Source organism: Cytobacillus horneckiae (genome assembly GCF_002835735.1).
Lineage (GTDB): Bacteria > Bacillota > Bacilli > Bacillales > Cytobacillaceae > Cytobacillus > Cytobacillus horneckiae.
Genome location: NZ_PISD01000016.1, coordinates 116,543 through 132,428, shown reverse-complemented (window position 1 = coordinate 132,428; position 15,886 = coordinate 116,543). Strand labels below are relative to the sequence as shown.

10 protein-coding genes, 1 pseudogene and 1 other annotated feature are annotated in these 15,886 nt (G+C 36.8%); of the genes and pseudogenes, 10 read left to right on the top strand and 1 reads right to left on the bottom strand.

Going from position 1 to position 15,886, the window contains the following annotated elements; translation table 11 throughout:
- The first annotated feature begins 7 nt into the window (after positions 1–7).
- The 5 genes and pseudogenes from CWS20_RS09010 to CWS20_RS08985 all read left to right on the top strand — a co-directional run bounded on the left by CWS20_RS09010 (position 8) and on the right by CWS20_RS08985 (position 6,079).
- Complete coding sequence (locus tag CWS20_RS09010; RefSeq protein WP_066197989.1) at positions 8–1,171, top strand: acyl-CoA dehydrogenase family protein; 1,164 nt, start codon at positions 8–10, stop codon at positions 1,169–1,171.
- An 83-nt stretch (positions 1,172–1,254) separates the two neighbouring features.
- Positions 1,255–2,471, top strand: a pseudogene (locus CWS20_RS09005) (CaiB/BaiF CoA transferase family protein).
- Between the two features lie 140 nt (positions 2,472–2,611).
- Positions 2,612–2,817 (top strand) — a binding site (T-box leader).
- Positions 2,818–2,910: 93 nt separating this feature from the next.
- Positions 2,911–3,999, top strand: a complete 1,089-nt coding sequence (gene proB, locus CWS20_RS08995) for a glutamate 5-kinase (protein ID WP_066197994.1) — start codon at positions 2,911–2,913, stop codon at positions 3,997–3,999.
- 18 nt (positions 4,000–4,017) lie between these two features.
- A complete protein-coding gene (locus CWS20_RS08990) occupies positions 4,018–5,265 on the top strand; it encodes a glutamate-5-semialdehyde dehydrogenase (RefSeq protein WP_066197997.1) in 1,248 nt (415 codons plus the stop codon).
- A gap of 178 nt (positions 5,266–5,443) precedes the next feature.
- Complete coding sequence (locus tag CWS20_RS08985; RefSeq protein WP_066197999.1) at positions 5,444–6,079, top strand: NUDIX hydrolase; 636 nt, start codon at positions 5,444–5,446, stop codon at positions 6,077–6,079.
- Here the strand turns inward: CWS20_RS08985 and CWS20_RS08980 are convergent.
- On the bottom strand, positions 6,071–6,898 hold the full coding sequence (locus tag CWS20_RS08980; RefSeq protein WP_066198001.1) for an MBL fold metallo-hydrolase: 828 nt from the start codon (positions 6,896–6,898) through the stop codon (positions 6,071–6,073). The two genes, CWS20_RS08985 and CWS20_RS08980, sit on opposite strands and share 9 nt — an antisense overlap.
- Before the next feature lie 155 nt (positions 6,899–7,053).
- On the opposite strand from CWS20_RS08980, the gene CWS20_RS08975 reads away from it, so the two are divergent.
- From CWS20_RS08975 to CWS20_RS08955, 5 genes are all read left to right on the top strand, one after another.
- Complete coding sequence (locus CWS20_RS08975) at positions 7,054–8,007, top strand: Gfo/Idh/MocA family protein (RefSeq protein WP_066198006.1); 954 nt, start codon at positions 7,054–7,056, stop codon at positions 8,005–8,007.
- 232 nt (positions 8,008–8,239) lie between these two features.
- Positions 8,240–10,519: an RNA polymerase recycling motor HelD gene (gene helD / locus CWS20_RS08970; protein ID WP_066198009.1), complete on the top strand. Its 2,280-nt coding sequence runs from the start codon at positions 8,240–8,242 to the stop codon at positions 10,517–10,519.
- Between the two features lie 242 nt (positions 10,520–10,761).
- A complete protein-coding gene (locus CWS20_RS08965) occupies positions 10,762–12,345 on the top strand; it encodes an esterase/lipase family protein (RefSeq protein WP_066198012.1) in 1,584 nt (527 codons plus the stop codon).
- Between the two features lie 134 nt (positions 12,346–12,479).
- Positions 12,480–13,730 (top strand): hypothetical protein, encoded by a 1,251-nt coding sequence (locus CWS20_RS08960; protein WP_083957382.1) that lies wholly within the window; start codon positions 12,480–12,482, stop codon positions 13,728–13,730.
- Between the two features lie 69 nt (positions 13,731–13,799).
- The gene (locus tag CWS20_RS08955) at positions 13,800–15,881 is read left to right on the top strand and encodes an SCO7613 C-terminal domain-containing membrane protein (RefSeq protein ID WP_083957383.1); all 2,082 of its coding nucleotides are present in this window, start codon (positions 13,800–13,802) and stop codon (positions 15,879–15,881) included.
- Positions 15,882–15,886: the final 5 nt, after the last annotated feature.

Below are 15,886 nucleotides of genomic sequence, written 5' to 3'. Positions count from 1 at the left end.
ATAATGGATGGCACACACAAAAGCAAATCCAGAGCATGACATGATAAGAAAGAGCGTTAAAAGTTTATGTGAACGCTTTCCTGAGGAGTACTGGCGTGAAACAGATGAAACAGATGCCTATCCAACAAGTTTTGTCCAGGCATTAACGGCAGAGGGCTGGCTATCTGTCTTAATTCCTGAAGAATATGGCGGAGCTGGACTTGGCATGAAGGAAGCTTGCATTATCCTTGAAGAGATTAATCGTTCAGGAGGAAATGCAGGTGCATGCCATGCACAAATGTATACAATGGGAGCGGTATTAAGGCATGGCAGCGAAGATCAGAAGCAAAGATATTTGCCGAAAATAGCAAGCGGCGAATTGCGTCTACAAGCTTTCGGAATAACAGAACCAACAGCTGGAAGTGATACGACAAGCATTGAGACCTTTGCTGAAAAAAGAGGAGACCGCTATGTCGTTCATGGACAGAAAATATGGACTTCAAGAGCGGAGCATTCAGACCTTATGCTTTTATTGGCAAGAACAACGCCGAAGGATCAAGTAAAAAAGAAGACAGATGGACTTAGTTTATTTTTACTTGATATGAAGGAGCAGGCGGCTAAAATTGATATTCGCCCGATTGACGCAATGATTAATCATGCAACAACTGAAGTTTTTTTTGAAGGAGCAGAAATTCCTGTTGAAAATCTTATTGGAGAAGAAGGCAAAGGCTTCAAATATGTATTAAGCGGCATGAACGCCGAAAGGATTCTTATCGCTTCTGAATCGGTTGGAGATGGACTGTATTTTATTGATAAATCTGTACAATATGCGAATGAACGTGTTGTTTTTAATCGTCCAATCGGTCAAAACCAAGGGGTTCAATTTCCGATTTCAAAAGCCTATATGAACATTCAGGCGGCAAAGCTTATGAGAGATAAAGCTGCCGAACTTTTTGATGAAGGCATTAACTGCGGTGAAGAAGCAAACATGGCAAAATATTTAGCATCTGAAGCAACATGGGATGCCGGCAATGCAGCCATGGATACTTATGGTGGCTATGGTTTTGCCAAAGAATATAATATCGAACGAAAATTCCGAGAAGCACGATTATTTAAGGTAGCTCCAATTGCGAATAACCTGGTCGTGAGCTTTGTCGGACAACATGTCCTTGGTTTGCCAAGGTCATATTAAAACTTGAATCATGAGCTTTTATTAAAAACTGCGTTAGCCGGCTCAACAAGCCGCCTCCGCATAACAATAAGGGAGGTTTTAATATGGGAGGGCCTTTGACGGGTGTGAAGGTTATAGACGTAACAACAAATATTTCGGGTCCCACCTTAACGATGATTTTAGCTGACTTAGGTGCAGAAATTATAAAAATTGAAAGACCGGATGTTGGTGATGATGCGAGAGGAATGGGCCCGTTTATGGACGGAGAAGGTGTTTATTTTCTCCATATTAATAGAAATAAACAGTCTGTAGTAATCGATTTGAAAAAAAATGAAGGCAAACAGATTATTTACGACCTCGTACAAACGGCAGATGTTTTTGTTGAAAACTTTCGGCTAGGTAAGGCTGACAAGCTTGGACTTGGCTATGAATCATTAAAAAAGCTGAATCCAGCGCTGATCTATTGCTCGCTAACTGCTTACGGGCAGAATGGACCTTTGAGCAAAAGGCCTGGCTATGATGCAATAGCACAAGCCGATTCCGGAATCATAGGAATAAACGGAGCTGAAGGAGCGGAAATTGCCCGAGTTCCGGTTTCTATTTTAGATCAGGGAAGCGCTATGTGGGGGGCAGTTGGCATTTTATCTGCTTTATTGCACAAGCAAAATACAGGTGAAGGCCAACATGTTACAACCTCGTTATATGAAACAGGTGTATTCTGGTCAGGGTACCATATGTTATCCTATCTCGCTACTGGAAGCGAACCGAAGAAAAATGGTGCAGGTCATACAGCATTTGCACCATATGGTGCCTTTCATGCAAGCGATACGTATATTATGATAGGGATTTCAAATAATTCATTGTTTAGTAGATTGTGTGAAGTGCTCGGCAAGAAAGACTGGCTTGTTGATCCGCGTTTCCATGATAATCGTAATCGTGTTGTAAATCAGTCCGCACTGAAAGAAGAGATTGAGAATATTTTGCAGCTAAAAACAGCTGATGAATGGGTTCAAGCTCTGGCAGTATCAGGCGTTCCAAGCTCTAAGGTGAAAAAATATCAGAGGTAGTTAAGGATGAACAAACGAAGGCTACAAAAATGTGGACTGAAGTTAACCATGATAAGATTGAAAACCTGGAGCTGCCGCGCCTGCCGTTTCACCTCAGTGTGTCTCCACCTGAACTAATGCAAGGGCCGCCTGCACTCGGCAGCAGTACAAGTGCAATTTTAAAAAAATTAGGTTATAGCACTGATCAATTGAATGAATTAATTGAGAGAGGCGTGATTCAAACGCACGTAAATCAATTAAATGCGAAGCAATAGCTGATTAGACACTGAAGGTCTAAATGCAAATTTGCATTTAGATCTTTTTTTCGTATAAGCAATATAAATGGTTATAAGTTATCTAAATTTTCATAAAAAACAATTGACATCTAAAGAAACAATCGTCATAATATTAAAAATAATGAACATTGACGGAGGGCTAGTAAGCAGTCCATGGTGTGCCAGAGAACGGGATTAAAAGCTGGAAAATCCCGTCACATTCACCTGCAGAACCTTCCTCCAGAGTCTGATGGCTAACCCATCAGCGTTACCGAAGCGTTAATTCGTTGAGTGGGATGCTTCATGCATCCAATTAAGGTGGTACCACGAACCCTTCGTCCTTAAAGTTTTAGGATGAAGGGTTTTTATTTTGATAATTAATTTATTTGTTAACATATCGTATGAAAGATATGTTGCTTTAACAAAAGGATGAGTGTAGATGGGGAAAAAAAGAGTAGTAGTAAAGATAGGAAGTAGTTCATTAACTAATGAACGAGGTGAAATTGATCGAGTTAAATTCAGTGATCATATTGACGCAATTGCCGAGCTGCGTGCCAACGGCCATGAAGTAGTGATGGTATCCTCAGGAGCAGTTGCTGCAGGATTTAGGAGGCTCGGTTATCCTTCCAGACCGATTACACTAAAAGGAAAACAAGCTGCTGCAGCTGTAGGACAAGGATTGTTAATTCAATCTTATATGAAGGCGTTTCTGCAGTATGGCATTACTCCGGCGCAAATATTATTAACCCGTTCAGATTTCTCAGAACGTACAAGATATAAAAATGCGTTTGAAACATTAACGGAATTAATGGAAAGAAAGATTCTTCCAATAATAAATGAAAATGACACTGTCTCTGTTGAAGAATTAACATTTGGAGACAACGATATGCTGTCTGTCTTAGTAAGCGGCCTGATTCATGCAGACCAGTTGATTATATTGACAGATATAAATGGGCTATATGATTCCAATCCGAAAATAAATCCTCATGCAAGAAAGCTTGATTATCTTACAAATATTCCGGATGAGTTGATGGAGGCAGCAGCAGACAGTGGAACAAATGTAGGCACAGGGGGCATGAAATCCAAGCTAATAGCTGCCAAAATAGCGTGTTCATTAGGCATTCCAGTGTTTATTGGTGAAGGCAAAGGAAAGAATAAATTAATTCAAATCGTACAGGGAAATGGGAACGGAACGTATATAAACAACCGGCAGTTGAAAAGCATAAACACAAGCAGGCAATGGATTGCTCTTCATTCTAAAGTTAATGGCAGGATATATGTAGATAAAGGCGCAGAGGAAGCAATTTTGCGAAAGGGTAAAAGCTTACTGGCTGCTGGTATTAATGAAATTCAAGGCGAATTTGCAAAGGGAGACGTCGTAGAGGTTTTAGCAACAGATAGAGTGATAGGTAAGGGGCAGGTTAGTCTATCAAGTGAAGATATAAAGAAATGGATGGTTCATAGTAATCTAAATCATCCTATGCCGATAGACGAAGTCATTCACCGTAATAAATGGGTGAAATTATAATCGCTGGAGGGGTCCATTATGAATGAAGTTTTGCGAAAAGGAAAATTGGCGAAAGAGGCAAGCTATTTATTACAAACACTAACGTCTAAGCAAAAAAATGAAGCGCTCTATAATATTGCGCAGCAAATTTTACTTGATGAAGCAATCATTATAAATGTAAACAAGGATAATTTACAAAAAGGGAAACAGCTGGGCTTGTCTGATAGTATTTTAGATAGAATTATGTTAAACAGTGAACGCATTAAAGCAATGTCAGAAGCAATTATGCAAATAATAGAGTTGGATGATCCTATAGGAGAAACGCTGCAAACGATAAAGAAGGATAATGGTCTGTTAATCAATAAAGTAAGAGTGCCAATAGGTGTGATTGGGATGATTTATGAAGCTAGACCTAATGTGACACTAGATGCAGCAGCTTTAGCTATAAAAACAGGAAATGCAGTATTACTAAGAGGAAGTTCATCTGCATTGTCATCTAACAAGGCATTAATACTGTCCATTCATAAAGCGCTTCAGCCAACAATCGTTCCGAATCATGCGGTTCAATTAATAGAGGATACGAGCAGAGAAACGGCTAGAGAGCTATTTCAACTCAATCAATATTTGGATGTGCTTATTCCTAGAGGCGGAAAGCAGCTGATTGACTCGGTTATGAAAGAATCGACAGTGCCTGTAATCGAAACAGGAGCAGGTAATTGCCATATGTATATCGATGAAGAAGCGGATCTGAATATGGTTGAAGAACTTGTAATTAATGGGAAAACACAACGGCCATCCGTCTGCAATGCGGTTGAGTCACTTCTTATTCACAATACGTGGTTTGAGCAATACGGTAAACAATTATTGTCTAAATTAACTTTTCATGAAGTTGATATATATGGTGATGAAACGGTACGCTCATTTTATAATAAAGCGAAGCTTGCCACAGAAGAGGACTGGGGAACAGAATATTTAGAGTTGAAAATAAGTGTAAAGATTGTAGAATCTTTAAGTGAAGCCATTGAACATATAAATCAATACGGTACGCGTCACTCTGAAGCGATCATTACTGAAAATAAGGAAAATGCACATGTCTTTCTAAATAGAGTAGATGCCGCGTCAGTCTATCATAATGCTTCAACAAGGTTTACTGACGGATTCGAGTTTGGTTTTGGCGCGGAAATGGGCATTAGTACACAAAAGCTTCATGTAAGGGGACCGATGGGGCTAGAAGCTCTCACATCAAGTAAATATTTGATTTCGGGTGATGGGCAGATAAGGAATTAAGATTTTTTTCCTTCTATGAGAAAGGGATAGAAGAGTGGATAAGGAATATATAATAGTGTAGGCTCTTTAGTTTCGCTAAATTACTAGTGAGTGCAAACAATATCGAATTTGCACAGAATAACATTCACTGAGAGTCTGTAGTGTACAATTAGTTTTCTCTTAGAAAGGTGTGCTATTTATGTCTGCTATTCCAAAACCTGCCTCTACTGTCATCTTAATCGACCAACAAGGAAAAGTATATTTAACAAAGCGCCCAGCAACAATGAAATTTTTGGCTGGGCACTATGTTTTTCCAGGAGGATCAATCGATAAAGGTGATTTCCCAAGTACAACAGATTTATTCTTAAATGTTAATAATCATCTTTCATTCTCTATTGCGCACTATGTTGCAGCTGCTAGAGAACTTTTTGAAGAAGTTGGCATATTACTAGGCTGTAATGAAGATGGCACAAAGGCGGTTATCAATCAGGAAGATATGAATCATTACCGTCGTTATTTACTTGAAGGTAAAGTAACATACTTGGAAATAATGAGAGAGCATCGGCTTGTATTAAATTGTGACAGCTTCACATATATTGGCCATAAAATTACTCCAGAACCAAGTCCTATTCGTTTTGATACGCGGTTTTTTATTGTTGTTCTACCTGAGGGACAGACCCCATTACCCGATGCGTATGAAATAGAAGAAGCTTTCTGGATTGAACCAGAAGCAGCGCTCAGCGCCTATAAACTCGGACATTTAAAGATGGTCAGACCTACAGTCGGGTCACTGCAGGCAGTGATGGATTATCGCGACAATCATCTATTAAACTAATTTGTAGGCTTGACCGTCCTTTTCGGTAATTCCTTCATTGCTCAATTTAATGAGGTGGGCCTCTGTTGTTCTTTCAGCAACATTAAGAATACTTGGATGAACATGATTTTGATAGATTCGTGTTGTTATTTCCTTGGATGAAAGAGGTCCAATTTCTTTTAATAGTTTAATAATCTCTGTTTCCCGCTGTAGTCTTCGATTATAAACAAACTCAAGATGTTCGTATGGATTTACAATCCAGTCGCCATGTCCTGGTCCGACTTTAGTAATTTGCAGTGATTTTAAGCGATTTAATGATTGAAGGTATTGGCTAATATCTCCATCGGGAGTGCCAATCCATGATGTGCCATTTTCAATCAGGTTGTCGCCAGCAAGCAGAATTTGCTGTGATGGAATATAAAAATTCAATTGACCTGCGGTATGACCTGGACTGTGAAGGATATTGATCTCTGTATGACCTATAGTCAGCCGGCTATTATCCTCTAAAAAATGAAGCGTATCCAATGTGGGGATGCATTTAAGCACCTCTTCTTTTTCCAGTGGGTGGCAGTATACACTTGCTTCCCAATCCGCTAATTGCATGACACCAGGCGCATGATCACTATGTGCATGTGTTAATAATATCCTTTTTGGAATCGCTAAATTGAATTCTTGCAATGATTGCTCCAGCACCCATTTCGTTTCTTTCTGATCATAACCGGCATCTATTAAAATCGATTCATTTTCGTCGCCGATTAAATAGCTATTTGTTGTTGAATGTGGCCATAAAGTAGGAGTAGGAATCGGAACACGAAAAATCTTTACATTTGATTTATGCATCTAATCATCCTTTCAAATCAAAATACCGTTTCCTACTAATATTAATCATTCTATTGTAAGAACCCTTTAAAAATTATGAAAAATTCGCAATAATTAAGCAAAAAACGATATAATGCTAATAGAGAAAATCTAAAATTTCAATAGTAGGTGACAAAATGCAAGAAACAGTTAAAGTAGGGATGATAGGTGTAGGAGCAGTAGGAGAAAGAGTGCTGAAGAGCTTTTTAGGTCATCATCGTACACAAGTTGCTGCTTTATGTGACGTAAATGAGGAGAGGCTTGCTGAATTTGCCCAAAAAGTACCTGAAGCTGATTTATATACTGACTATTTACATATGCTGAATGATGAAACAATTAAACTAGTATACTTGGCGGTGCCGCCTAAATATCATTCCAGCATTGCAATCGATATCTTAAAAAGCGGGAAGCATATCCTCTGTGAAAAACCGTTAGCAAACTCAATAGAAGAATCATTGAAAATGAAAGTATTAGCGGAGAGAACTGGGCTAGTTCATGCAATGAACTTTCCAATGGCATACAGCAATGAGAAATTAATAATCCAGCAAAAGGTGCAAGCAGGCGAAATCGGTAAACTAAAAAGAATTGAAATGAATATGCACTTTACAGAGTGGCCAAGGCGGTGGCAGCAGAATGCTTGGATATCATCGAGAGAGCAGGGCGGTTTTATTCGCGAGGTAACTCCTCATTTTATTCAACTGATACATTCTTTATTTGGAGAATTGAAAGTGATTGCTTCATTTGTCGAATATCCTGAAGACAGAGAAAGTTGCGAAACAGGATTTGTTGCCCGTATGGAGTTAGAAGGTGGCATACCCGTTATCTTTAATGGCTCAAGCGGCATTGGTCAAAAAGAACATTTATCGATGAAGTTGTTTGGTGATGAAGGGGCAATTGACTTGGTTAATTGGAAAGATGTTATACTGACTAAAGGTGATTCTGACGCTGAGTCTGTTAAAGTTGAAGCTAAATCAGAGCTGAATCTTGTAGCAGAATGTGTGAAAGCAATGGATAGAAGCGGTGGATTTGTTATAGACTTTAAGGACGGACATCAAGTTCAGATCGTATTGGAATCATTATTAAATAGTTAAGCGAATGAAAGCTGAGCATTGAGCTCAGCTTTTGATGTATTGCATAAAAAAACATCTCTAGTATATAGAGATGTTAAATGATATGTAAAAAAATATTGAAATCATTATGATTGCATGTTAACATAAAGTCTAGTGGCGATTTTTACATTTGAAATATATTTTATCCCTATAATAACAATAGCATAGAAATAATCTTAAGTCAACAATAATCTATTTTTTTAGGAGTGTTTTAATGAGCGATATCCGTAATGAACAGCAGCGTGTAAATGAGATTATTGAGGAAATTGACAGAAAAACTGCTAATTACATAGGAAAGACTAAAAGTGTTGGATCACAAGTTCAGCAAATAAAACAGGAGTTTTGGGATGATGTTACAGTTAACCTGGATGAACCTGATGATGTAATAGAAACATTTACGAGCATTAAGCAGCAAGCAGAACTTCTTTCTGAGAGAGAGAGAAGTAAGGGGCTGATTGATAAACAGCTGAATACGCTAGCGAAATTAAAAAACTCTCCTTATTTTGGAAGGATTGATTTTCACGAAAAGGGAGAAAATCAATCTGACAAAATCTACATCGGCATTGCTTCATTAATGGATAGTGATGATGAAAATTTTCTTATTTATGATTGGCGTGCACCGATATCGAGCTTGTATTATGATTATTCCCCTGGTCATGCACAATACGAAACACCTTATGGAGAAATAAAAGGAGATATTACTTTAAAGCGGCAATTTATTATAAAAAATGGACTAATAAATGGACTGTTCGACACCGGGTTAACAATAGGTGATCAACTGTTGCAGGAAGTGCTTGGCAATCAAGCAAATTCACAAATGAAAAGCATCGTTGCCACCATTCAAAAGGAACAGAATGCTATTATTCGTAATACTAAAGATAAGATTGTAGTCGTTCAAGGGGTTGCAGGCAGCGGAAAAACCTCAGCTGCTCTCCAGAGAGCGGCATTTCTGCTCTATCGTTTTCGCAATACGCTTCATTCAGACAACATCATTCTTTTTTCGCCTAACCCTTTATTCAATAGTTATGTAGCAACAGTTTTGCCCGAACTCGGTGAAGATAATATGGAGCAAACAACCTTCCAGCAATATTTAAATAGTCGCTTGGCAAGTATATTTATAATAGAAGACCCATTTGATCAAATGGAATATTTGCTCACTGCTGAGGATCAGGAAAAACTGGCAATAAGAAAAAAGAATATACAGTATAAATCTTCTTTAGCTTATAAAAAGGAGATTGACAATTATTTAGGCTATTTATTAAATGATGGGCTTGTTTTTACTGACATTGTCTTTCGTGGGGAAACGATTATAAACAAGGAATCAATTAAAAGCTATTTTTATTCCCTTGAATCGACGATTCCCATTCCAAATAGAATGCAACTGCTTCAAGAATGGCTATTAATCGAAATAAGGAAAAGGGAAAAAAACGAAAGAAGAAAGCCATGGGTAGAAAATGCTATTGAATTTCTCGATAAAGATGATTATTTGGAAGCGTACAAAGATATGCAAAAGAGGAATAATGAAGACTCATTTGATGATTATGAAATAGAGAAGAAATTTTTATCAAAAATGATCGTTAGCAAAAAATTCAAACCGATAAAAAGTAAAATTAAAAAAATGAAATTTATCGACATGAAGATGATTTTTATTCAATTATTTTCACATATAAAAAATAAAGATTATGAGCTGCTGGCAGATTACACAGTAAAGAATATACAACAAAATCATCTTTCTTACGAGGATGCTACCCCTTATTTATATTTACAGGATCAAATTGAGGGCAAAAGATCCAATACATCGATACGCCACATATTTGTTGATGAAGCTCAAGATTATTCGCCCTTCCAATTTGCTTTTATGCAAGAGCTCTATCCCTATAGTAAATGGACGCTGCTTGGCGATTTAAATCAATCAATATATTTTCATTCTTTCTCTAAATCCACATTATATGAAGTAGCAGTTGGGGAAACTTACCGATTAATGAGGAGTTATCGATCAACTAAAGAAATCGTTGAGTTTACAAAAAGTTTAATTGCAGATGGAGAGGACATTCAGCCATTTAATCGAAAAGGTGAAAAGCCACTTCTTATCCAATGCTCCTCTAATGTTTTTTATCAAGAAATGCTGAATAAAATTGATGAATGCAAAAAAGCAGGAGACGAGACAATAGCGGTTATTTGCAAAAATGCAAGTGAAAGCGAACAGGTGTATAAGCAATTAATGCCGGATCTTCACAATGTAAAACTGATTGATAAACACACTTTGTCCTATGAAAAGGGAGTGTTAGTCATTCCATCCTATTTGGCAAAAGGAATCGAGTTTGATGCAGTATTTATTCATAATGCAGCAGAATATCAATTAGAATATGAACGAAAGCTTTTTTATACAGCATGTACCCGAGCGATGCATACGCTTATATTATTTTCTACTGAAGATGGTAATCCATTTATAAAAGAAGCGGATGAAGCATCCTATAGAAAAATTCTTCGATAAAGCTAAAGTCTCAATAGTTCTAAAGGTTTGTACATTGTGCATCCTTTTATTCTATTGAGACTTTTTGTATTTAGGTGATATGAATCATTAGTTGTGTTTTTTATAAAAAGGAAGGATTTCCTTTACGGGAGCATAAAAGAATATAGAGCGTTTTACTTACGCTTTAAATCAAGCCGTGATGGTTTGGTGCTTAAAGTGTCACTGTTCCCTTTGCAAGCCATCTTCATATTCAAAGTAGGAGGATGATTTATTTGAAAAAGATTGTGTCGCTTGTTTCATTTGTTTCTTTATTGTTTTTTGCAGTTTCACCTGTTACGGCATCGGCGCAAAATGAATTGACAGGAAAGTTGAAGCCGCCGGGTGAAAGCTTTACACCTGGCGATTGGTTTCTCGGCAGCACCCCTCCCAATTTAGACCCTAATAAACCCCCAATTGTATTTGTACAAGGAAAAAATGGCAGTTCAACAAGCTGGTACGGCGAAACAGAGTATCATGGTGTCAATGATATGTATACAAAAGCATATGAAGCTGGGTATCAAACAGTATTTGTTCAGCTATATGATGCAGCAGGAAATGGTTCTTCCAGCCAATATGCAAATGGTGAATTGCTTGCCTCATTACTTCAAGATATTAGTCAACATTTCAACGGAAAAAAAGTAAATATTATTGCTCATAGCAAGGGCGGACCTGATACACAAGCTGCTTTAATCCATTATGGCGCACATCAATATGTAGGCAGAGTTTTTACTTTAGGTTCTCCTCATCACGGATCACATTTAGCGGATTTAGCCTATAGCTGGTGGGCAGGGTGGTTAGGCACACTTCTGGGACAGAAAGATGATGGAACATATTCGCTTCAGGTTGGTGAAATGGCACATTTTCGTTCATTAACAGACAATCATTCCAATGCTTTAAAAAATAAATATTATACAGTTGCAGGGACAAATAAAGGTCCGGCTATGTCAGCGTTATGGATGGGCGGGCAATATCTTTCATCCCATGGCTCAAATGATGGTCTAGTTAATGAATGGAGTACACTCCTTCCATATGGCAACCACTTATTTACTGATTCAGCAATTGATCACGATCGCATTCGGATGGGCTCAGCTGTTTTTTCACGAATAGAGCCGCAGCTTCGAACGGCTTCGATTGCTGGAGTTTCAATGAAAAGCAAAGCCGCAATTGATAAAGAACAAGTTATTTCTACCGAAGAGTCCTATTATGTGCATGGTGGCCAGCTATTACAAAATCAAACGGTAAGCAATCGCTTTTTCGTGAATGATGAAACATTAGAGCATGTAAATGTTCTTACGGCTTCAGCTATTGATCATATTAAAATGATTTCTCCATCAGGGAAAGTTTATCAAAGTATTGCTGATATATCTGGTGAAGAAACATCCTTTTTTAATGGTGCTGCTATACACAGCTTTAAAAATATAAATACAGAACAAGGTGAATGGCAAATTGATATGAACACAAACGAACAGCAGAATGCCTATTTGTTAACAGTTCAATATAGTGAACATTCGCCAATTAAAATGGATATGGTGGGAATGGCAAAAGGAAATTCGGCTGCTTTTTCTATAACTGCTTCACAAACATTAAAAAATCTTTCATTTGATATTCATCTAACGGATGAATCAGGAAAAGTGTATTCTACTCCATCATCTATACAGGAAGTTAATCAAGCTCATTTCATCGGCCAGCTCCCTGCCGTCAGCAATTCAGGAGTGTACAATGTAACCATTGATATAAAAGGGCAAACAAACAAAGGGGCGCCATTTAATCGAACGATTATCCGATCGGTGTATATTGAAAAACCATAAATAATCAAATAGAGGGTGTCCTACTTAAGGGGCACCTTTATTTAAGTTAGGGATCTCTTTAAATGTATATTGATTAATATACATCATTAGTGTAATATTACACTAATAACAGAGTGGGATTGGAGGCAAATGATATGTCCGACAGCGACAATAGAGAGCTGTTTGTTAAACAGCTGTCTTCTTTAAAAGATGGTGAGTATATTTCTCATGATCATTATCGTATAACGATTGATGCCTTTGAAAAATTTAAACTTGACCAAGAGGCCATAAAAGAAAATGTGTTAGCGGCTAGTGCCGTATCAATCCATGTTGCCGAAGTGAAAGCAGAAATACCAAAACAGGCAGAAGAAAACGAAAGACGAATAACGAAAAAGAGGCTTTCGCCTGAAGAAATAAGAGAGAGAAATATTTCTTGGCTTTTAAACATCGGTGTATTGATGCTTTTAATCGGCGGTATTTATATCGCAACTAGCAATTGGTCAACTATGTCAAACGTAATGAAGAGCGGCTGTATAGCGCTTATCTCAGTATTATTTTATGGTATTGCCATTTTTGCTGATAAAGTTCTGAAAATTAAAAAAACATCCTTTGCTTTTTATGTTTTGGCCAGCTTATTTTTACCAATACTTATCCTTTCCATTGCCTGGTTCGAATTACTGGGCACATATTTTTCATTCTATGGACAAGGACGGTTTTTATTAGGAGCCTTAGGAAGCATTTGCCTTCTGCCGGTTTATTTCCTATTAGCAAAGAAGTTAAATTCAAGATTATTTGCTTGGTTTGTTTTTATCACAATGACATTTTTAGCAGGCTATACATTGGCGTTTGTCAGATTTACGAATGACTTGTTTTATCTTGGAATGACTTTTTTCAGCTTCCTATATGTAATGGGCTATCATTGGCTCCGCAAGAAAAAGCAATTTCTGCTTTTCATTGAGCAGTTTAAACATTTTGTGCAAATTCAGCTAATTTTTACAACTGTTTTTATGACGTTATTCTTTGAGGATCATGTAATACATAGTGCGAGTATAATAATGGCTGCCTGTCTATTTCTCGCAATCGTATTTATTTCGGGAAATAAGGAGTATCATTTTGCCTTTAGCTTATTAATTGTGTACGGAGCTTATCAGCTAATTGAACATTCTTTCCTTTCTTCAGTTAGTCCAATTTTGTATTGTTTTGTCGCAATCAGCTTTTTAGCAGTACCTAAGTTATTAGTAAATAAGGGGTCGTGGGAAGAAGTATTTCAGCTGACTAGTGCAGCGGCCGCAATCATCGCTTTTATATATATATCTGTAGAAAAAATACTAGCCAATTTGATGGAACCTTCTTATGCGCTGCTCGTCGCTTTTATATTTTTAGCAGGTCAATTTCTTTATTTGTAATCGCGCATACAAGGTTATCTATTCAAATATTTTCCACCTATTTTTATTGCAGCATTTCTATTTGAAGTAATGCTCTTTGCGCAGAAAATTTATGCTTTTAATGATTTATTATTGCCGTACTTTTTAATTGGGTTTATTCTTCATCTCGTTTTTGGGCATTTGATTAAACATCATTATATCGTACCAATTAACAATAGCAGCAAAAATGTTGGACTTATTATTATGGTATTGTCCGTCTGTGCTGGTGTAAGCTTCTGTGCATTTTTACAGGCTGGCACGATGCTTTTATTATTAACTGGGGTATTTATGCTGCTTTATCGGTTTGATAATAGAAAATATTATCAGGATAGTTGCTCTTGGCTGATTCCTTTCGTGCTTGGATGTGCCTTTTTATTCTTCGGTGAAGAAATGAACACTAGCTTTAAGTTCTATAACAAACATTTAGGCATAACAATAAGTGCTTTCTTGGCAAGTGCAGTTCTATTCATCTTTAATTTCATATCAAAATATACTTTTTATGCTGATATTAAAAGACAAATTGTGTATACAGCTCAAGGCTTTTATACATTGTCTATCATTTTTTCAATATTTTTTAGCGCTCATACCGCTATTAGACCGAGTATATTTTTGATTGGTTCCGTTGTTTATGCAGCTTTATATTTCATGAGTAAAAATAAATGGATACCATATATTTCTTCATTTGTCTTTTTATTTGGTTATTTATTCAGCTTGAATGCTTTTACACAATTACCAGTATTTTTCACGAAAATTATGTGGCCATTCGGTGCAATCCTGCTTTTCGTTATTGGCTATAGTTTTCTTAAAAAGGATTTTATTTTTTCCAGAGGTTATTTTGTGACAGGCCATCTTTATTTACCTGTTGCCTTATTCTTGAATTTAATCTTTAATGGTGATCAATCCTTATACAGTTTTGTAGGAGCGGCTGTTATTTACTTGTTATCTGCAAAGCGCGTGAACAAGGAAGTTTTCATACGAATCTTTCTTTATGGTTCATTTTTATCCATATTTATATTTATGGTCTTGTTGATTCACATTGCATTTTCGACTTACTATAGCCATTATGCGTATATATCTTTAAGTATTTTCGTTTTTGCCTATTGGAAAATAAATAAAGAAAATAATAAAAAACGAATTGAAGACTTTCTGATTCCGTGGTCAATAATCGGGCTGCTTGCATTTCTCAACCAATATCCCTTTGGTCTTCCTGAATGGCTTTCGTTAATTGTCTATAGTTTGTTAGTCATTGCTTTCATTCATGTGAGAGGGATGAGCATCCTTAATATGATTCCATTATTTATCCTGTTCGTTTCAACTCATTATTATATTTTATCAAATGCAGTAATCTTAGAGACAGCCTTTAATGTAGTTTTAGTGTTTGCTTTAGTATTTTTATTCGGAGGATCACTTTTATCCAAAAAGCTGTATCACGTCGCAAATAAGTGGTTTTTTATAGATGTTTATACAATCATTTCGTGCCTGTATTTATTATCATTATATGCTTATCAATTAGAGGCTTTATGGATGAAGCTTCTGCCTGGTTTACTCATTGCTGTTCTATTATGGATGCAGCGAAAAAGAGTAAAACAATATTGGGTTCCTGCAGTTTGCAGCGTTATTTACCTATTGCAGCCATATTATGCTTTCATCAATGAAGTAAGGTTACCGGCTTATTTCGAAAGAGAATTTTATATGCTTCCATTGGTATGTGTTATTATCGTCATTCGCTTAATATTAAACGGGCGTTTCCGATATCAGACTTCATATTTAGAATGGGGCGTATTAGTTGTTGTTGCTTTAACATTAGTAATTGATGCATTAAATAGTAATCAAGTGAATGATGCCCTCATATTAGGAACATTAACGATTATTGCTTTGCTTGCCGGTATCTATTTCAGAAAAAAATCATATTTCTTTGTCGGGTCCATCGTCTTGCTCATAAATGTCATTCTTCAATCTAGACCGTTCTGGGGCAATTTGCCTTGGTGGAGCTATTTATTAATGGGAGGATCATTACTTATTACAGTTGCCAGTTTTTATGAATGGAATAAACAAAAAATGGGTAAAGGCGAAGTGATAGTAATAGTAAAAATAAAAAATCGTTTAAGAAAAAACTTTAGAGAATGGCAGTAAGTTGC

What these genes read in the sequence shown, in the direction of transcription:
- CWS20_RS09010 (WP_066197989.1), top strand. Translation starts at nt 8, where the DNA reads ATGGCACACACAAAAGCAAATCCAGAGCATGACATGATAAGAAAGAGC.
- proB (WP_066197994.1), top strand. Translation starts at nt 2,911, where the DNA reads ATGGGGAAAAAAAGAGTAGTAGTAAAGATAGGAAGTAGTTCATTAACT.
- CWS20_RS08990 (WP_066197997.1), top strand. Translation starts at nt 4,018, where the DNA reads ATGAATGAAGTTTTGCGAAAAGGAAAATTGGCGAAAGAGGCAAGCTAT.
- CWS20_RS08985 (WP_066197999.1), top strand. Translation starts at nt 5,444, where the DNA reads ATGTCTGCTATTCCAAAACCTGCCTCTACTGTCATCTTAATCGACCAA.
- CWS20_RS08980 (WP_066198001.1), bottom strand. Translation starts at nt 6,898, where the DNA reads ATGCATAAATCAAATGTAAAGATTTTTCGTGTTCCGATTCCTACTCCT.
- CWS20_RS08975 (WP_066198006.1), top strand. Translation starts at nt 7,054, where the DNA reads ATGCAAGAAACAGTTAAAGTAGGGATGATAGGTGTAGGAGCAGTAGGA.
- helD (WP_066198009.1), top strand. Translation starts at nt 8,240, where the DNA reads ATGAGCGATATCCGTAATGAACAGCAGCGTGTAAATGAGATTATTGAG.
- CWS20_RS08965 (WP_066198012.1), top strand. Translation starts at nt 10,762, where the DNA reads ATGATTTATTTGAAAAAGATTGTGTCGCTTGTTTCATTTGTTTCTTTA.
- CWS20_RS08960 (WP_083957382.1), top strand. Translation starts at nt 12,480, where the DNA reads ATGTCCGACAGCGACAATAGAGAGCTGTTTGTTAAACAGCTGTCTTCT.
- CWS20_RS08955 (WP_083957383.1), top strand. Translation starts at nt 13,800, where the DNA reads ATGCTCTTTGCGCAGAAAATTTATGCTTTTAATGATTTATTATTGCCG.